The 19,825-nt window shown below is 59.6% G+C and carries 10 protein-coding genes; 2 read left to right on the forward strand and 8 right to left on the reverse strand.

The genetic code is table 11. The features are described 5' to 3' along the window. Window positions 1-62: 62 nt before the first annotated feature. The 7 genes from FXO12_RS03115 to metH all read right to left on the reverse strand — a co-directional run bounded on the left by FXO12_RS03115 (window position 63) and on the right by metH (window position 13,142). On the reverse strand, window positions 63-1,295 hold the full coding sequence (locus FXO12_RS03115) for an NADH:flavin oxidoreductase/NADH oxidase family protein (protein ID WP_054897505.1): 1,233 nt from the start codon (window positions 1,293-1,295) through the stop codon (window positions 63-65). A gap of 221 nt (window positions 1,296-1,516) precedes the next feature. Further along, window positions 1,517-2,011 (reverse strand): DUF934 domain-containing protein, encoded by a 495-nt coding sequence (locus tag FXO12_RS03120; protein ID WP_003190711.1) that lies wholly within the window; start codon window positions 2,009-2,011, stop codon window positions 1,517-1,519. Further along, window positions 1,995-3,653 carry a nitrite/sulfite reductase gene (locus FXO12_RS03125; RefSeq protein WP_003190712.1) on the reverse strand — a complete coding sequence of 553 codons (1,659 nt, stop codon included), beginning with the start codon at window positions 3,651-3,653 and terminating at the stop codon, window positions 1,995-1,997. The genes FXO12_RS03120 and FXO12_RS03125 overlap by 17 nt, the downstream gene beginning before the upstream one ends. A 178-nt stretch (window positions 3,654-3,831) precedes the next feature. After that, window positions 3,832-4,137 (reverse strand): hypothetical protein, encoded by a 306-nt coding sequence (locus tag FXO12_RS28695; RefSeq protein WP_162557049.1) that lies wholly within the window; start codon window positions 4,135-4,137, stop codon window positions 3,832-3,834. Window positions 4,138-4,177: 40 nt separating this feature from the next. After that, window positions 4,178-4,396, reverse strand: a complete 219-nt coding sequence (locus FXO12_RS03130) for a DUF2970 domain-containing protein (RefSeq protein WP_034126066.1) — start codon at window positions 4,394-4,396, stop codon at window positions 4,178-4,180. A 52-nt stretch (window positions 4,397-4,448) separates the two neighbouring features. Beyond that, window positions 4,449-9,293, reverse strand: a complete 4,845-nt coding sequence (locus FXO12_RS03135) for a dermonecrotic toxin domain-containing protein (protein ID WP_060772653.1) — start codon at window positions 9,291-9,293, stop codon at window positions 4,449-4,451. Between the two features lie 138 nt (window positions 9,294-9,431). Beyond that, window positions 9,432-13,142, reverse strand: a complete 3,711-nt coding sequence (gene metH / locus FXO12_RS03140; protein ID WP_057974835.1) for a methionine synthase — start codon at window positions 13,140-13,142, stop codon at window positions 9,432-9,434. Between the two features lie 167 nt (window positions 13,143-13,309). Between metH and FXO12_RS03145 the strand changes: the two genes are divergently transcribed. Both FXO12_RS03145 and FXO12_RS03150 read left to right on the forward strand, forming a co-directional pair. Beyond that, on the forward strand, window positions 13,310-15,601 hold the full coding sequence (locus FXO12_RS03145; protein WP_057974834.1) for a fatty acid cis/trans isomerase: 2,292 nt from the start codon (window positions 13,310-13,312) through the stop codon (window positions 15,599-15,601). A gap of 82 nt (window positions 15,602-15,683) precedes the next feature. After that, window positions 15,684-16,706: an acyltransferase gene (locus tag FXO12_RS03150; RefSeq protein ID WP_054897511.1), complete on the forward strand. Its 1,023-nt coding sequence runs from the start codon at window positions 15,684-15,686 to the stop codon at window positions 16,704-16,706. Window positions 16,707-16,723: 17 nt separating this feature from the next. On the opposite strand, the gene FXO12_RS29335 is transcribed toward FXO12_RS03150, so the two are convergent. Then, window positions 16,724-17,983 carry an SET domain-containing protein gene (locus tag FXO12_RS29335; protein WP_372242002.1) on the reverse strand — a complete coding sequence of 420 codons (1,260 nt, stop codon included), beginning with the start codon at window positions 17,981-17,983 and terminating at the stop codon, window positions 16,724-16,726. Window positions 17,984-19,825 lie beyond the last annotated feature (1,842 nt).

A 19,825-nucleotide genomic window follows, 5' to 3' on the forward strand; every position in this document is an offset into this window, starting at 1 on the left:
CAGTGAGGTTGAAAAACTGCTGATCAGTAGGGGACAGTTCAATCACGGCGAATGCTCCGCCATTAATGTGAAGATTGCGTCATGCTCGCGCGATACTGCCGCGTACGCCGCGCGATAAACCACTGGTCACAGGCCAATGCCAGCCAGGGCGCAACGTTGGGTTTGGGCAGACGGCCGCGGCTCAGGCGACGCATCTGGTCGCGCACCACGGCGAGGGTGGCGAGGGCGGCCAGCGGTTTGCGCTTCCATTCCATGGGCCGCAGTTGTGGGTTGAGGTCGCGACCTTCACGCCACTGTTTGATCAGTTGCGGCTCCAGGGTCAGGGCGGTGGCGATGCCGGCCATGGCGATGCCGCTGTCCAATACTTGCTGGACCACCGGCAAGCGGCGAATACCTCCGGTCACCATCAGTGGCATGGTGGCGATGCTCGCCATTTGCGTGGCGAAATCCAAAAAGTAGGCTTCACGGGCCAAGGTGCGGCCGTCCCGCGCTTCACCTTGCATGGCCGGCGCTTCATAGCTGCCGCCGGACAACTCAAGCAAATCGATCGGCAGTGTATTGAGCATTTCCACTACAGCGCGTGCATCGGTCTCATCGAAGCCGCCGCGCTGGAAGTCTGCGGAATTGAGCTTTACCGACACACAAAATGAAGGGCTGACATTGGCCCGCACGGCACGGATGACTTCTAGCAGCAGGCGTGCCCGGTTTTCCAGGGAGCCGCCCCAACGGTCGGTGCGATGGTTGCTCAAGGGCGAGAGGAACTGACTCAACAAATAGCCATGGGCGCCGTGGATCTGCACCCCGGTGAACCCGGCTTGCTCGGCCAGGCGGGCGCTGGTGGCGAAGCGCTTGATGACGTCCTGGATGTCGTCTTCGGTCATGGCCTTGGGTTTGGCGAACATCTTGGAAAAACTGCCCACATCCAGCGCAATAGCCGAGGGTGCCAACGCTTGTTGACCGAGGTTGGCCATGGTCTGGCGGCCCGGATGGCTGAGCTGTACCCAGAAGTGCACACCTTTGGCCCGGGCTACGTCGGCCCATTCACGAAAACTGGCCAGGTGTTGCTCGTTTTCCAGCGCGACACCGCCAGGGCCGGTCATGGCGCGGCGGTCGATCATCACGTTACCGGTCAACAGTAAGCCGGGCTCGCCGTCGGCCCAGGTCTTGTATAGCTGCTTCAATGCTTTGGACGGTGCCTGATGCAGGTCCGCCATATTCTCTTCCATCGCGGCCTTGGCGATGCGGTTGGCGATGACTTGGCCGTTGGGCAGTTGCAGCGATTCGAACGGTGACATGGGTTAACTCCTGAGCAGGGGAGGTCTCAGGCTAAGCTTAAAGTTAACTTTAATGTCAAGCGGGAGTCGATCACGAAGGATTGACGGGCGACGGAACTGTAGGAACGAGGGGGACGCCCAGTTCTTGCTCGCGAAGAACGCGAGGGCGCCGCTACAGCCAGGCGACCTGCGTTATCGTTCAGGTTTTTCGCGAGCAAGCTCGCTCCTACAGGGACAAGGTGTCAGCGGCGGCGGAACAGCGGCAGTGGTTCATCGGTGGCCGCTTGATAGGTCACCGAGAAATCCTTGAGACTTTCCAGCGCTTCGTACGGGTCTTTGTCCGCGCGCAAGGCGAAGGCATCGAACCCGCAGCGGTGCAGGTAGAACAACTGGTCACGCAGCACGTCGCCAATGGCCCGCAGTTCACCCTTGTAGCCATAACGGTCACGCAGCAGGCGGGCGTTGGAGTAGTTGCGCCCGTCGGTGAAGGCCGGGAAGTTCAGGGCGATGACCTGAAAATGCTGCACGTCATCACCGATTTCTTCGGCTTCTTCATCGGCGTCCAGCCATACACCCAAACCGCCGTCGCGGGCCTTGAGGGCGTGGCCGTGCTCGCGCCACAGGGCCAGCGGCACGATCAGGTCGTCGCAGTTGGAGATGCCGTCGAAGCTCGCGTCCTTGGGCAGCAGGTGCCAGGTTTCGTCGACGACTGCGTTGTTCTTAATGATTCGCTGCATAGACACGCTCCTTGAACAGGTCGATGCCGATGCGCTGGTAGGTGTCGATGAAGCGCTCATCTTCGGTACGCTGTTCGATATACACGTCGATCAGCTTGCCGATCACCTCTGGCATGGCTTCCTGGGCGAAGGATGGGCCGAGGATCTTGCCCAGGCTCGCATCGCGGCTGGCGCTGCCACCCAGGGACACTTGGTAGAATTCTTCGCCTTTCTTGTCCACGCCCAGGATGCCGATGTGGCCGACGTGGTGGTGACCACAAGCGTTCATGCAACCGGAGATGTTCAGGTCCAGCTCGCCGATATCGAACAGGTAATCCAGGTCGTCGAAACGGCGTTGGATCGACTCCGCAATCGGGATCGACTTGGCGTTGGCCAGGGAGCAGAAGTCGCCGCCCGGGCAGCAGATGATATCGGTCAGCAGGCCGATGTTCGGCGTAGCAAAGCCGCCTTCGCGCAGTTCGCCCCACAGGGTGAACAGTTGGCTCTGTTCAACGTCCGCAAGAATGATGTTCTGCTCGTGGGAGGTGCGCAGTTGGCCGAAGCTGTAGCGCTCGGCCAGGTCGGCGACCGCGTCCAGTTGCTTGTCGGTGATGTCGCCAGGCGCAACGCCGGTGGGCTTGAGCGACAGGGTCACTGCCACGTAGCCCGGCTTCTTGTGCGCCAGCGTATTGCGCGTGCGCCAGCGGGCGAAGCCTGGGTGTTGCTGGTCGAGTGCGGCCAACTCGGCGTCCTGATTGCTCAGGGCCTTGTACTCAGGGTCGACGAAGTGCTTGGCGACGCGGTGCACTTCGGCTTCGGTCAGGGTGGTCTGGCCGCCGCGCAGGTGTTCCATTTCGGCATCGACTTTCTGGGCAAACACCTCAGGGGTCAGCGCCTTGACCAGGATCTTGATCCGGGCCTTGTACTTGTTGTCGCGACGGCCATAGCGGTTGTAGACCCGCAGGATGGCGTCGAGGTAGCTCAACAGGTCCTGCCACGGCAGGAACTCGTTGATGAACGCACCGACCACCGGCGTACGACCAAGGCCGCCACCCACCAGCACACGGAAGCCCAGCTCGCCTGCAGCGTTGTACACCGGCTCCAGGCCGATATCGTGGACTTCGATGGCGGCGCGGTCCGAGGTCGAGCCATTGATGGCGATCTTGAACTTGCGTGGCAGGTAGGCGAACTCAGGGTGGAAGGTAGTCCACTGGCGCACGATTTCGCACCACGGCCGTGGGTCGATCAACTCGTCGGCAGCGACGCCGGCAAATTGGTCGGTGGTCACGTTGCGCAGGCAGTTACCGCTGGTCTGAATGGCGTGCATCTGCACGGTAGCCAGTTCAGCCAGGATATCCGGCACATCTTCCAGGGCCGGCCAGTTGAACTGCACGTTCTGGCGGGTGCTGATATGGGCATAGCCTTTGTCGAAGTCGCGGGCGATCTTGGCCATCATTCGCGTCTGGCGCGACGTCAGTTGGCCATAGGGCACGGCCACCCTCAGCATCGGCGCAAAGCGCTGAACGTAAAGGCCATTTTGCAGGCGCAGAGGGCGGAACTCTTCTTCGCTCAGTTCACCTGCTAAGTAGCGTCGGGTCTGATCACGGAACTGCTTGACGCGGTCCTCGATGATGCGCTGATCGTATTCGTCGTATACGTACATATAGGTCCTGTTCTCGGCAAATCTGCGCGCACGGCCGCGCACTCCCAACGGAGCCGGCGCACGATACCAGTTTGCGTATATGCGCAAAAGTGATGTTTGGGTATATGCACATAACCAAACTGACTAATGAGAACAGTTATCGCGATACCCACATTTGTCATGGGGGCAAGACTGGTCTTTACTGTGGACGAGTCTTAGTGCAGTCACCTATAAAACCGACAAGAGGCGATGCGATGAGTAATTCCACCAAAGCCCGTAAACCTGACAGTACCGTTGATGCCTGGGCCATTTTGTTTCTGATTATTCTCGTGGTCGGCACCGCTGTATTTTGGGTCAGCCACCAGTAATAAAACCGTTGATTGAGCAGCGATTGGTTGTCGAGTAGCCAAGATGATGGCGGTCGATATTCAAGGTTTATCTGAGCGCCTGCATTTGTCAGCGCCGCCAGCGCCGGTGGATTCCGTGCGCTGGCGGTCGTTGGCAAACCGGCGTCCTGTTTATGCGTTCAGTCTGCATCGGCGGCGTTAAACACCGGCCAGGTACAGCACCAGCTTGACGATGCCAAACAGCGTCAACGCAAACACCACCGTGAACGCAACGCCCAGGATCACAAAGTGGCTGGGTTTGCCATGGGTGAAATCGCGGGCGCGATTCTTGCCGCTTTGCACACCGAACGCGGCGGCCGTCACGCTGTGCAGCATCTGCCGGAAGGTCGGTGGTTTGTCATCGATTGGATCGTCCATAAACCCCTCGTCAACAAGGTTCTCATGCAGAGTATAGACAGTCTGTCGAGGCTCATTTGGAAGCCAGTACCTCCAACCCCAGGAATAGCCGCTGATCAAGCGGTGGCTTGATCTCGGCTTTCTCCAGGTTGACCACGGCGCGGTTGTCGGCACGCGCCTGTTCAATCAGTTCCCGGCGCGTATATCGCTGTTCACTCGGGGTTTTAAGGTGACCGAAATCAGGTTGGGAGGGCGCTTGATCGACGGCCGAATAATGAAAATGCGCGTACCACAAAACATTGTCCTTTCCCTTTATACCCGCCCTGATTTTGCTTTTATCGCGTACTGCATACTCGGTGAGAAAGTCACCGGCCTTCAACGGCACGCGGCTCTTCACCAGGTTGATATCGACAAAACCGTGTTTCCACAAGTAATCGACGTGGGAGGCTTTGGGGCGTTGCAACTTGTACCCTTCGCTGCAACGCTCACGTGCCTGTTGCGTTGCCTCGGCCGCCAGGCTGCGGTACTGATCGATCAACGTTCGAGCGCCGGGATCGTTGGCGTGATCGCGCTGGAGTTCTTCGGCAAGGGTTGTGAACTTCGCTGCGTGCTGGGTCAGTATCACATCCCACTCAAGGGGATCGAGGCTTTCCAGTCGGCCCGGGTCGCGTAACTTTCGTTGTTGGAAGGCGATGCTGCTGTCAATGCCGGTGCGCTCGTCCCTGACGGTTTGCGCCTGTGCTTCTATGGTCTTCAGCGAACGCTTGATTGCCGTCGGCGCGGGCGCTGAGGGCCCGACCTCTTCAACCACGTTCCATACACCTTCGCCGGGGTGTTCAAGGTAGGTGGCGAGGGTTTTTCCGGTGAGCGGGTCCTTGATATCGACGAAGTTACCCGGTGTGTCGCGCTGGGCAGGGCGCACTTCACCCACCAGGGTCCTGCGGTCACGGGTCTTGATCACTCTTCGGTTCGGTGCTTTCTGCCGTGTGATGCGCTCGGGCGTTGGCAGTGGCGCGAAGCCTTCTTCCACCAGAATCAAATTGGCCAACTGCGCCTCAAGGCTGGTGCGGGCATAAGCCAGATAGTCCAGAAACGGTTGGCGATGCTCCTCGCGAATGAAGCCGGAATTCATTTCAGCCAGCGACGTGACAGCGTTTTCCAATTGCTCATATCGCTCCAGAACGTCCTTGAGGACGTCGATCTGCTCTCGGGCCGAATAGCCGGTAGTGGTGAGCATTTCCGTATGCGCCATCAAGCTGGTTGCGGTTCTCTTGTCGGTCAGCTCGCGTACGAATGGAAATTCCGTTGGGTTGCGCGAGTCATTCATGCGATTGAACACCAAGTCCATGAACACCAGCAGGGCGTGCTGTTTGATCGCGACCGAGCGGATGTTTTGATCAGAGGGCTTGCCTTGCAAGAGTATCTGGCGCAGGGCCGGGTCTGCCTCTTTGAGTAACGTCTCGATCTTTTCAGCGGGCTCGACCATTTCCGTAAGCGCGGCAAGCTGGCGTTTTTTGGTGATGATGTAGTCGTCGTAGGCGCCGCTGATGTTTTGCGGCAGCTCCCGTGATGCGCGGGCGCTGAGTTCAGCGTCGGTTTCGCCACGATCGGTTTCCAGGGCGTCTGCCATTTTTTGCGACACCGATTCGTAGATGCCTGCCCAGAAGTCAAAATTGCTTTTGCTTGCCCTGTTTCGCTCCCTTACATAAGTGGGGTCAGTCCTGTCGACAGCCATCAGTTCGCTGGTCTTGGCTTCGACTTTTTTCATCAGCGTCATTACCTCGCGGCCGTACTGCTGGAAGTTATCGAGGGCGATATTCCACTGCGTCCTGGCTTGGGCCGCCGCGACGCGCCGTTTCTCATGACGGATAAGAACTTCTGCGTGCAACTTCGGTATGTTCGCGGAACTAGCCAGCAATAACCAATCCTTGCGCAGGCTTTTGCTTTGTTCAACAAGTTGGGCACGGGCTGCGTTCAGAGTGCTTTGTAGCGAAAGCGAAGTGGGTATCAGCGAGAATATTTCGGCATTCAGTGCTTGCAATTCGGCCTTTAATACACCCAGTTTTTCGGCACGTTCCTTCTGCCATTTACTCAAGCGTTCCCGGGGCATTCCGCCCTCCAGCCTGGCGTGAGTGTCCAGGCGCCAGTGCCCCTGGTGGTCGCTTATCAGCTTGAAACCGGGGTGTTGCGGATATTGCGGGTGTACCAGATAGACCTCGTTGAATCCCGGCACCACATTGACCTGGAACAGCAACCCGCCGAGGCTGGCGTGCCAGGTGCCATTTATGCGGTAAAGGCCTTTGAGCGGGCCGCTGCCTTGCGCAGTCGGCAAGGGTTCAGGCCATGGCACATTGATGTCCAGCATCGCCCTCAGTCGTTCGCTTGCGTGTGGGCTTGCCAGCGAGCGAATGAAGTCCAGGGCGGTGTGGCCTGATGCCGGGGGTTCTCCCGGCAATGACACTGCGCCAGAACGTATCACTGGCGCATCCTGTGGTGGCGGCAGGCCTGGTGCACGGCGCCAGGTTTCAAGGCGCAACGCGCTGTCGGTTGCACTCGGTGGCGACAACGGTTTGGCAGAAGGCGATGCGCCATGCAGCAACACCATCGCAGTATTGAGCAGCAGATCAATCAGCGCCAACTCGCGGGTGGTGGGATCGTTGCTGTCCAGGCCCGCCAAGTCCTGCTCCAGGCTGGCAACCAGCACCAGGAACCAGCCGGCCAACATGGCTGGGCCCTGTACCAAGGGCAGCAGCAGTGTATTGAACAACAACCAGGCACCCTCCATCACAATGGCCCATCGGCTTTCGGTGTTGGAGATCGACTCGCGGTCCGCCAGGTCGACCAGTGCCCGTGCGGTGCTGCCAAACAGATGGTTGGGCAGTTGGCCGTTGAGCTGGGACTGGAGCCATTCACCGGCGCCGTCATCGACGGCCAGGGTCGCGGGCGCTGGTTTCTCGGGTCGGTTGAACTCGTCGCCGGGCAAGAAACGGATGATGTGCGGCTCTTTGATGCCGCCGTGTGCATAGATGGGGCGCGCCTTGTCCGACAGCCAGGTCAGCACGCTGTCCTGCAACGCACCCGGTTCGGCGATGGCCTCCAGCAGCGCCTGGCGCGTGGGGTATTCGTTGAGGGACTCGGCGTACAGCGGTCGGTACAGCAAGTGTGGGCCGACCTGGGAGTCGCGAGGCTCAATGATAAACATATTATTCACTTCGTCCGGCGTGGCCCCGGCTTTACGGCACAACGCCAGGGGGCGCAGGACGATTTCCTGATCGTTGACGAGTCTGAGCGAAGGCGTTTCTCCCATGAGCGCCTTGACATACTGATAACCCGTCACGGTCATGCCATGCTGCTGGCGGACCTTGAATTCCAGCGCCTGCATCGGCAGATGAGCCTTCAGTTCGCGAGTAAACAGCAACTCGCGGCGACGCGCCTCGACGGTATCGGACAGCAGCAGATCTTTGAGGGCATTAGGGTAGGTGGTGCCGATATCGACGCGCTGGATCAGGCCGTTGCTGCCCATCAGATAGTCTTCATTCAACCAGCCAGGCAGTGGCGTGGCTGTTGTGGAAGACAGCTTCAACGTACCTTTGGGCTTGCCGGCCAGATTCTTCAGGGCCAGCTCCGTCAGCGACATGCGCACGTGTTCGATGATTCCCGCGCCGCCCGGATAACCTGCCGCTACCGCAAAGTCCAACAGCACCGCATCAGGGTCGAAATCGCCGTGATCGGTTTGCATCTGCTTGCGCAATGCGCTGCGGCTGAATGTGTGGATGTTTTCAATACCCTCGTTGAACGATCGCCCCTGGTTTTTTTGCAGAGCATGCGCCATATCCTGCAAGTGGCGGTGATAGGCGAAACGATCCGCGGGCTCGGCTTGCTTGAGCCATTGCGGCAGTTGCTGGCTCACAGTGCCAAGGCGCTCGGTGTCGGGCAACTTGATGTCGGTAAAATACCTGGCCGGGTTGGTGATCATGTCCAGGCGTTGATCGAGTTCTTTTTCGTCTTGCCCCTGGAACGATAGGGCTGCCAGGTCTTCGAGTTGTTGGTTGAGGATCAGCCCGGCCTGTTGTTCAAACACGTTGGCGGCAGTTTCGTTGCGTTGCCAAGTGAGGCTGTCGAACTGAAACTCGCGTTGCATCCTGCTCCCCCAGGCCTGGCTGAACGCCTCCAGCGAATCAAACGCCTGGATTGCGCCGGCTACGCTGTAGAGCAACACCTGTTTATCGCGTACCAATAACAGGTCCGGGGTCAATACCCGCACCGTCTTGCCGAGGCGGGTGAGTGTGCTCTCGATGAAATATACATAGGTGGCGGGTGAGGAACGGGGCAGGCGCTCACGTTGCGCTGGCCAGGCGGCGACTACCGCCAGCATATCGCGCTGCACGTCGCTCAGCGGTGACTGGCTGGCCGCAGTGGCAATCATCTGACCATTGAGAAACTCTGCAAGCCACTGCCAGCGGCTGTTGCCATGATTGTCGACCTGGCTCCAGTAGTCGGCCAGATCGTGTTGCATGTACAAGTAAAGGGACGCGGGAAATTCGTCAAGAATCTGGGCGACCACCTGCATGTCGAGCGGCTGGCCATCCCCGGTCTTGAGCGCGGCGGGGGGCTGTGTCGTGAGGAAGTACGGACGCTCGCGTACGGCGCGCAGGTCAAGTAACTGTGGGTTCAGTACATGGGCGACAGCCACCTCCATGAGTGCGGGGTAGGTGTATTCGCCATTGGGCTGAGGGCTGGCCAGTTTGACCGCAAGCCAGTCGAGGTCCAGCGACGGGTAGTGCTCCAGCATCCGGCTGCGCAATGCCTTGAAGACGACGGAATACAGCGCCGGCCGCGTAGCGAAGCGCTCATGCACTGCCTGGGCGGGCAGTTGGCGAAAGGCTGAGTTTGACGAGGGAGTATTGGGTTCGGTCATGATGACATGCGTTTCCTGTATAAAACCGGTTGTGCTGAGCTGCCGGTTCAGCGGACCGAGAATCGGTCCGACACAGGAAATCGCATTGAGTCATCGTAGGTGCGGTAAACGGTTACCGCAGCCAGTAGCAGCGTTACCTCAGTTGTCGTAGCCCAGATTCGGCGCCAGCCAACGCTCCGTCACGCTCAGGTCCTGGCCTTTGCGTGCCGTGTAGCTGGTGACCTGATCCTTGTCGACCTTGCCCACGGCGAAGTACTGCGCCTGTGGGTGGGCAAAATACCAGCCGCTGACCGCTGCCGCCGGGAACATTGCGTAGTGCTCGGTGAGGAACACGCCGCTGCGACCAGCGTGCATTTCGCGGGCTTCGGGGTCGAGCAGTTGGAACAGCTGGGCTTTTTCGGTGTGATCCGGGCACGCCGGGTAGCCGGGGGCAGGGCGTATGCCGCTGTATTGCTCCTTGATCAGCGCCTCGTTGTCCAGTTGCTCGTCCTTGGCGTAGCCCCAGTGTTCTTTACGCACTTGCTGGTGCAGCCATTCGGCGCAGGCTTCGGCCAGGCGGTCGGCGAGGGCCTTGACCATGATCGAGTTGTAGTCATCGCCCGCGTCCTGGTAAGCCTTGGCCACTTCCTCGGCACCGATGCCGGCGGTGGTGATGAACCCACCGATGTAATCGGTCACGCCGCTGTCCTTGGGGGCGACGAAGTCGGCGAGGGAGAAGTTCGGTTTGCCGTCGGTCTTGATGATCTGCTGGCGCAGGTAGTGCAGCCTGGCAATAGGCTGGCCGTCGTCGCCGTAGACTTCCAGGTCGTCATCCTGCACTTGGTTGGTCGGCCAGAAACCGAACACCGCACGGGCGCTGATGAGTTTCTCGTCGATCAACTTCTTGAGCATTTCCCGGGCATCGGCATACAGCGCGGTAGCCGCTTCACCTACCACCTCATCGGTGAGGATGCGCGGGAACTTGCCGGCCAGGTCCCAGGAGATGAAGAACGGCGTCCAGTCGATGTACTCGGCCAGGACGTTGAGGTCGATATTGTCCAGTACCCTGGCGCCGGTAAAGGTTGGCACCACCGGGGTGTAGCTGCTCCAGTCGAACTGCGGCTTCTTGGCGATTGCCGCCGGGTAGCTCAGGCGCTCGGTGCGCGCACTGCGGTTGGAGGTGCGCTCACGTACGTCGATGTATTCCAGGCGGGTCTTCTCGACGAAACCGGCCTTCAATTCCTTGGACAGCAACTGGGTGGCCACGCCCACGGCGCGGGAGGCGTCGGTGACGTAGATCACCGCGTCGTTGCTGTACTTGGGCTCGATCTTCACCGCCGTATGCGCCTTGGAGGTGGTGGCGCCACCGATCATCAGTGGCAGGTGGAAATCCTGGCGCTGCATCTCGCGGGCCACATGCACCATTTCATCCAGGGACGGCGTGATCAGGCCGGACAGGCCAATGATGTCGCATTTCTGCTCCTTGGCCACCTGCAGGATCTTCTCCGCCGGCACCATCACGCCCAGGTCGACAATGTCATAGCCGTTGCAACCCAGCACCACGCCGACAATGTTCTTGCCGATGTCATGCACGTCGCCCTTGACCGTGGCCATCAGGATCTTGCCCTTGGCTTCGGGTTTGTCGCCTTTTTCCAGCTCGATGAACGGAATCAAGTGCGCCACCGCCTGCTTCATCACCCGGGCGGATTTCACTACCTGGGGCAGGAACATCTTGCCGGCGCCAAACAGGTCGCCAACGATGTTCATGCCCGACATCAACGGGCCTTCGATCACTTCGATCGGGCGTGCGAACGACAGGCGCGACTCTTCGGTGTCTTCGACGATGTGCGTGGTGATGCCCTTGACCAGCGCATGTTCCAGGCGCTTGTTGACCTCCCAGCCGCGCCATTCCTCGGTCTCGGCTTCCTTGACGCTGCCGTCGCCCTTGTACTTGTCGGCAATCGCCAGCAGGGCGTCGGTGCCTTCGGGTGTGCGGTTGAGTACCACGTCTTCGACGGCGTCACGCAGCTCGGCGGGGATCTGGTCGTAGATCTCCAACTGGCCGGCGTTGACGATACCCATGGTCAGGCCCGCACGGATCGCATGCAGCAGGAACACCGAGTGGATCGCTTCGCGCACCGGGTTGTTGCCGCGGAACGAGAACGACACGTTGGACACGCCACCGGAGGTCAGCGCATACGGCAGTTCGTCGCGGATATAGGCACAGGCGTTGATGAAGTCGACGGCGTAGTTGTTGTGCTCTTCGATACCGGTGGCGACCGCGAAGATGTTCGGGTCGAAGATGATGTCTTCCGGTGGGAAGCCGACTTCGTTGACCAGGATGTCGTAGGAGCGTTTGCAGATTTCTTTCTTGCGCGCTTCGGTGTCGGCCTGGCCGGCTTCGTCAAAGGCCATCACCACCACCGCCGCGCCGTAGCGCTTGCACAGTTTGGCGTGGTGAATGAACTGCTCCACGCCTTCCTTCATGCTGATGGAGTTGACGATGCCCTTACCCTGGATGCATTTGAGGCCGGCTTCGATCACTTCCCACTTGGAGGAGTCGATCATGATCGGTACGCGGGAGATGTCTGGCTCGCCGGCGATCAGATTGAGGAAGGTCACCATGGCCTTCTTCGAATCCAGCATGCCTTCGTCCATGTTGATGTCGATCACCTGGGCGCCGGCTTCCACCTGCTGCAGGGCGACTTCCAGGGCTTCGGTGTAGTTGTCTTCGCGGATCAGGCGGGCGAACTTGGCCGAGCCGGTGATGTTGGTACGTTCGCCGACGTTGACGAACAACGAACTGCGGTCGATGGTGAACGGCTCCAGGCCCGACAGGCGGCAGGCCTTGGGAATGTCCGGGATCGGGCGCGGCGCGTAACCGGCCACGGCCTTGGCGATGGCTTCGATATGCCCCGGCGTGGTGCCGCAGCAACCGCCGACGATGTTCAGGAAGCCGCTTTGGGCGAATTCTTCGATAACCTTGGCGGTTTCTGACGGCAGTTCGTCGTACTCGCCGAATTCGTTGGGCAGACCGGCGTTGGGGTGCGCCGACACATGGGTGTTGGCCTTGTTCGACAACTCCTCCAGGTAGGGGCGCAGTTCACTGGCGCCAAGGGCGCAGTTCAAACCGACCGAGATCGGCTTGGCGTGGGCCACGGAGTTCCAGAACGCTTCGGTGGTCTGGCCCGACAGGGTACGGCCGGAGGCGTCGGTGATGGTGCCGGAGATCATGATCGGCAGTTCCACGCCCAGTTCCTCGAACACCCCTTGCACGGCGAAGATCGCGGCCTTGGCGTTAAGGGTGTCGAAGATGGTTTCGATCAGGATCAGGTCGGCGCCGCCTTCGATCAGGCCCTTGGTGGCTTCGGTGTAGTTTTCCACCAGCTCATCGAAGGTCACGTTGCGGTAGCCGGGGTTGTTCACGTCCGGCGACAGCGAGCAAGTGCGGCTGGTCGGGCCCAGTACACCGGCGACAAAACGCGGTTTGGCCGGGTTCTCGTGGGTTTTGGCGTCGGCCACGTTGCGCGCCAGGCGTGCGCCTTCCACGTTCAGTTCATAGGCCAGTTCTTCCATGCCGTAGTCGGCCATGGAGATACGCGTGGCGTTGAAGGTGTTGGTTTCAAGGATGTCGGCGCCGGCGTCCAGGTAGGCTTTTTCAATGCCGCCGATCACGTCCGGGCGGGTCAGCACCAGCAGGTCGTTGTTGCCCTTGACGTCGCTTGGCCAATCGGCGAAGCGTTTGCCACGGTAGTCCTGCTCCTCGAGCTTATAGCTCTGGATCATCGTGCCCATGCCACCGTCCAGGATCAGGATACGTTCCTTGAGGGCTTGGTGAAGGGCTTGCAGGCGAGCGCTACGATCGGGCATGGGACTACTCTGGTCAGGCATTACGGAGGGCGTGAATCATAGCAAACCTGTGCCGATTTGGAGCATGTCCGGGTTGTGCATGAATATCGCTCATGTTGCTGGCGGTCATGGCCCGGTAGAATCACCGCCATTTAACAGACCGCACGCCTTGAATCGGGACCCGATACATGTCACTTCGTTTGATCGTCAGCGCCGTCCTGGCCTTGATAGCCAGTACTGCGCAGGCAGAGGGTCCCGCTTCGGCGATTTCCTATACCCGCGATATCCAACCGATCTTCACCGAGAAATGCGTGGCCTGCCACGCCTGCTACGACTCCGCCTGCCAGCTCAACCTGGGGAGCGCCGAGGGCGCCGCACGCGGGGCAAGCAAAATGCCGGTGTATGACGGCGAGCGCAGCCAGGCCACGCCAACTACGCGGTTGTTTTATGACGCATTCGGTAAGCAGGCGTGGCAGCAGAAGGGCTTCTATTCGGTGCTGGACGCCCAGGGCAGCCAGGCTGCGCTGATGGCGCGCATGCTGGAGCTGGGGCACAACGCGCCGCTGGCGCCCAATGCCAAGCTGCCCGACAACATTGTGCTGGGGCTCAACCGCGAAAATATGTGCGCAACGCCCGGAGAGTTCAATGCCTATGCCGGCGCTCACCCCAAGGAAGGCATGCCGCTGGCGGTCACCGGCCTGACCGATCAGCAGTACCAGACTTTGCAACGCTGGCTGGCCTCCGGCGCGCCGATTGACGAGCAGGGCCTGGCGCCGAGCGCCAGGGAAGCGTTGCAAGTGCAACAGTGGGAAAACCTGTTCAACCAGCCGGGCGCCCGGGAAAGCCTGGTGGCGCGCTGGCTGTTCGAGCATTTGTTCCTGGCGCATATCTATTTCGAGAACGGCGAGCCGGGGCATTATTTCCAGTGGGTGCGTTCGCGTACGCCCAGTGGCCAGCCGATTGACCTGATCGCCACCCGCCGCCCCAACGACGACCCCGGCACCCAGGTGTACTACCGCCTGTGGCCGGTGCAGGGCGTGATCGTGCATAAAACCCACATCACTTACCCCTTCAGCGCGGCGAAGATGGCGCGGATCAAGGCGTTGTTCTACGCAGGCGACTGGCAAGTCACGGCCTTGCCAGGCTACGGCCCCGGCAGCCGCGCCAACCCGTTCGCGACATTCGAAGCCATCCCGGCTAAAGCGCGCTACCAATTCATGCTCGATAACGCTGAGTACTTCGTGCGTACCTTCATTCGCGGGCCGGTGTGCCGTGGGCAGATCGCTACGGACGTGATCCGCGATAACTTCTGGACGCTGTTCCAGGACCCCGACCACGATCTGTACGTCACCGATGCGCGTTATCGCGGCCAGGCCACGCCGTTGCTGGCCATGCCCGGGCAGAATGACGACGTGGGCAGTGTGCTGAGCCTGTGGCTGGCCTATCGCGACAAGCGCAACCAGTACGAAGCCTTGCGCCGTGACAACTATGCAGACCTGCCGGCGCCGAGCTGGTCGACATTGTGGGCGGGCAATGACAATGCCTTGTTGAGCATTTTCCGCCATTTCGACAGCGCCTCGGTGACCAAGGGCCTGATTGGCGAGGTTCCGCAGACGATGTGGCTGTTCGACTACCCACTGCTGGAACGCACCTATTACCAGTTGGCGGTGAATTTCGATGTGTTTGGCAACGTCTCGCACCAGGCCCAGACCCGCCTGTATTTCGACCTGATCCGCAACGGTGCCGAGCAGAACTTCCTGCGCCTGATGCCCGCCGACACCCGCGAAGACTTCATGGACGACTGGTACCAGAACAGCGGCAAGCTCAAGCTGTGGCTGGACTACGAAGCGATTGACGATGATAAGGCCAGTGGTTTGCACCTGAGCGAAAAAGACCCCAAGCGTGACTTCGCCAATCAGTTGCTGACCCGCTACGGCCATTTGAACGCCAGCCCCGACCCGATCAACCGCTGCAGCGGCGCGTTCTGCTCCCGCGACGGCATCGACCCGGCCTTGCAGGATGCCGAACAAGCGCTGAGCCGCCTGACCTCGCGGCCGGCGGCAGGGCTCAAGGTGATCGAGCAATTGCCCGAAGCCACGATGCTGCGCATCGAAACTGCCAGCGGCAAGCGCGAGGTCTACAGCCTGCTGCGCAACCGTGCCCACAGTAACGTGGCGTTCCTGCTGGGAGAGGCGTATCGCTATCAGCCGGGCCTGGACACGGTGACCATTTACCCTGGCGTGCTCAGCAGCTACCCGAACTTCATGTTCAATATACCGGCCCGGCAAGTGCCTGAGTTTGTCGCGCTGATGGAGCAGGCCAAGGACGCCAAGAGCTTCGAGAAAATCGTCGACCGCTGGGGTGTGCGGCGCAGCCATCCGTTGTTCTGGCAGTATTTCCACGACTTGTCGCAGTACATCCGCGAAACCACGCCGGTGGAAGAGGGTGTATTGGACATGAACCGCTATGAGAACCTATAACGAAGTGCATTGATCCGGTCATTTCTCCATGTGGGGCTGAAGCAGTCGGATATTTACCTACAGATTGGAAAGGGGTAGGCCGATGCTGATTTCAGTGCAGTTGTTGCGCGCGTTGGCTGCATGGGTGGTGGTGGGTCACCATGTCATGCAGCTGTTTTTCAACTTCGAGGCCCACAACGCCTTCGAGGACCTGTTGGTCGAAAAGGGCGGCGCCGGGGTGGACGTATTCTTCGTCATCAGTGGCTTGGTGATTTTCCTCGCGAGCGCCGATAAAGCGCTCACGCCCTGGCGCTTCATGCTGATGCGCGTGGCCAGGATTGCTCCGGCGTACTGGTTCTATACCGTGCTTTTGGCTGTGCTGGTCACGGTCATGCCCTGGATGTTTCCAGACGTTCAGCTAGAACTGGGTCATGCGCTCCTGTCGATGCTCTTTATTCCCGCGCAAAACCCGGCGGGCTACGGCGTGTATCCACTGCTGGATGTGGGCTGGACACTGAATTTCGAGATGCTGTTCTACTGCCTGTTTGCTGTTGCGCTGCTGGTGCGTGAAGCCTATAGGCTCTGGGTGGTGGCGGTACTGCTGTATCTGCTGTGCTACGTCATTGGCCCCGCCTTTGACTTGGCCGATGGGTTTTACCGTAATGACATTGCTCTGGAATTTCTCATGGGCATGGCAATCGGCATACTTTACCGCCGCGGTCTGTGCCGAGCCAGGCCTTGGCTGGCGTTGCTGGGTGTCGTCGCGGCATTGGCAGCGATTTACCACGGCGCGGATGTACCCCGAGTATTGGAATGGGGAGTGCCCAGCGCCGTGTTAGTGATCAGTTGTGTGGCGCTGGAGCCTTACTTCCATGGTTCGCGCTTGATAAAACTGCTGGGGGACTGCTCCTACTCGGTCTATCTGCTTCACGTACTGGTGCTGTGTGCTGGGCGCTGGGCCATCGAACACAGGGCAATAGACCCCTACGCAATGATACCGGTGTGCATCGCCGTCATTGCGCTGGGCGCCTTGGCCAGTTATCAAGTGTTGGAGCAGGCTACGCATCGCAGGCTCAAACATTGGTTTGGCATTGATGATGCGTTACCCATAAGGCAAAAGCATTAGGACTGCTGTTTGGCGGCTCAGGGCCTCACGTACTTCCAGTAGGCTTTCCCATAGTCCATCAGCAACTCGGTCCCGGCAGGGATGTCCCGCCAAGCGACTATAAACACCATGTATTTGCCTACGTACAGGGCGCCGACATTTTCGATGCCAACGTCGGGCAGGTTGGGCACCTTGACCGCATTGATCAGGCTCAGCGTATTGCTGTTACCGTGGCCGCTGATAGTCGCGCCATGAGTGTGGGTTTGGAATAAGTACGTGCCGACGGCCGCTTCACCTTTTTCCAGTATCTCGGTATTGAGCGAGGCTTGATTCAAGTGCACCTTGCCGGTGTACGGCCCAATGACATCAAAACGTTTTATATCGGTTCGGGCCACCACCGACAGGCCACGCTCCGGGCCCTCGGCCAGTTTCCTGACCTCCAGCAGTCGATCGAGTCTGCGATGATGGTTGCCTTCTTTAGAGATCCAGTCGCGGATACTCTTGGTTGCAGCCTCTTTGACTTCGACGTGTTGCAGCCCTGTGAACTCGTCAAAAAACTGGTTGGCGTCGGTGATCTCTATGTTTTGCAACGGACCTTCAAGTTCAAGGGTCAAGCTGCGCCTGACGTCGTTGGGATCTTGCAGAATTGGCGCATTATTGTTGATTTTATGATCAAAAGACGCGGTGATTGAAGTGGATCGGCGCCGCGTGGTTGCGGTGTCGTCCTCCAGGCGCGGACGTTTTGAGCTGCTTGCGGTGGGCGGCGCAGGCCGCTTCCTGGCCACAGGCTCGTCCAGCGGGCTTCTTTGTCCGAACAGCCACCTTTCTCTACCGGCGCGGGTCATGCTGCCATTGTCATTGACGTAGTTGCTCCAGATAACCGGATTGAGGTTGTTCTGCTCGACAAATGCGTGCATGGACACCCTTGAATTGGGGGCGTTGTAGTGCTTGTTCCACTCTTGCAGGTGTTCGGGTTTCAGGTCGTCGAATTGTTCACCCCTGGCGTATTTGGCCAGTACCTTGCCTGCCGCTCTATAGGTGCCATCAAGGTTTACATGCTCGGCAAGGGCCACCGGGTCCAGGTTATGGTCGGCGGCGAAGCCCTCAAGGGTGAGGTTGTTGCGCTCGCGCTGGGACGCCTTGCTCCAGTGCTCCATATGCTCGTAAGTGACGCTGGTGCGGGCGGTTCCCGCGCGGTCTAGCATCTTTAGCCCCCGAGGTGTCAGGGTGTTGCGGCTGTTGACGAACTGCCGAAAGGCGCTGGGGTCCAGGTTGTAAGTGCTGACGAACTTGTCCATGGTTTTTTTCAGGGCGTCTTCACTGGCTTCGGTCCATTTCAACAGCACTGAGGGCGTTACAACGCTTGGCGCATCCGGCGCGCCGCCCGTGAGCTTGATCGGGCCTGAATACCAATGACCGGGTTCCACCGACGACAGCGTGATCGACAAATCCCGGTTGGTCCTCGGATTGACCAGCACGATAGAAAAGCTGTTGTCGGCGCTCGTGGCGGCCTCCTGAATGAACCCATAGGAGTTGTCGCGGATCTGGTACACCGCGATTTTGCCCTTGTCATCGACATTACAGATGAACTTCTGGTTGTAGTCCGCCCGGGAGAAGATACCGCGCGCGTCGGGCTTGAGGCCTCTGATCAACTCTGGGTCAACCGCGTACTGACGGATCAACGGGCTGCTGTTGCTGATGACCGTGATCGGTTCTCTAAAACGCGGCCCGAAGGCTTTGTTGGAGGCGGTATCGATCAAGCGATAATCCGGCGCCTCGAGGCTGCCGACGTTGCGCATCGGGACATTGGCGAAGCCGTCCACGGTAAACAGTTGATCGCCCGCCTGCAGCGGCTTCCAGCTGTCAGGGTCGACCGAGCGCATATGCCTTGCGGCGATCGTCCCATCGCGCAGCTGGGCGATACCCCGTTTTGCCTGGCGCATCAGTTTGTGGCCCAGCTTGAGCAAACCAAAGCGCGCGAGCCTGAGCAGGCTTGGGAGGGCGGCCAGGGGGTTGAGTTCCTGGAGTGTGGCGATCACCAGTTTTCCGGTCAGTTTCGCCAGTTTTGGCAATGCCAGGCGCAGCCCGGTTTTACCCGCCTGGATGAGCAAGCGAGTCGAGCCAGCCACATACCGCCCCACCGGCAGCGCGAAAGCCACGATGTCGATGAACAGGCTGGCGACGCCGGATTTGATGCGCTGAGGATCGCCGGAAGCGATGTCGTCGATGCCGCCCCAGAACGGCACAAATATCTTGCCCCAGAACGCCAAGTCTTCGAGTACCTCAGTGGGGATGTCCACTTCCCGCGTGTCTTTACGGGTTTTTTCCAGCAGGGCCTGTTCGTCGCAGAAAAACAGCTCGCGGGCAATCATGCTCGCCAGGGTTTCACTGCGCGGCGCATACAGCGTGTTGGGCGCGAACGATTGGATACGCGGCCCTGCGTCGATGGCAGGCAGTGTCTCGCCGACTTGTTCAACGATCAACTCGGCTTTTTTGCCTGGTCTGGGCGCTTTGTTCTCGCGGTAGGCCTCGCGATCAAATGGCACGTCGGTGGCCAATCGGTATTTGCACCAGCTCATGGCGTCGCGTAGCTCTACCACTTTGCCGTTCAGCGGTAGGCTTTGCAGGTCTTTACGTCGACGCAGCAGACCGGCGAAGGGGAATACCTCGATGTAAATGGCATGGAAGGGCGAGCGGGGCTTGACGATGCGTAGGATAAAACCTGTCCGGTAACGAATGGCATCGGTCTTGGCTTTGGTTTCATATTCGATGGGCACCTTGTTCAGGGCCTCTCTTAATGAATACACGGTGATCTCGTCCTGATCCACATTCAGAGTCGCGCTGCCCAGATGGGCAAGCAGTGATTGGATTAAGGTCTTATAGGCGTTTCTCGGCACCTGGAGGGCTTCGTGAAAGGCTTTGTCGTACTCCGTGTCCGAGGCAAAGCGCCAACGGCTGGGCAGCTTGAGTTTGAGGTTCTGAACCGCGTTGAACATCTCATATTCATGCTGCTCCAGTGCAGTGACGGCCTGGGTGAGCTCGTCGCGGGAGTGGCCCGACGATCGGTTGGCGATCAGGCCGTTGGCCTGTGCCCATTGCACGGTGGGGCCCAATTTGGCCGCTGCGACCAGTGCCTGTTG

The organism is Pseudomonas sp. J380, from assembly GCF_009827115.1.
GTDB classification, from domain to species: domain Bacteria; phylum Pseudomonadota; class Gammaproteobacteria; order Pseudomonadales; family Pseudomonadaceae; genus Aquipseudomonas; species Aquipseudomonas paracarnis.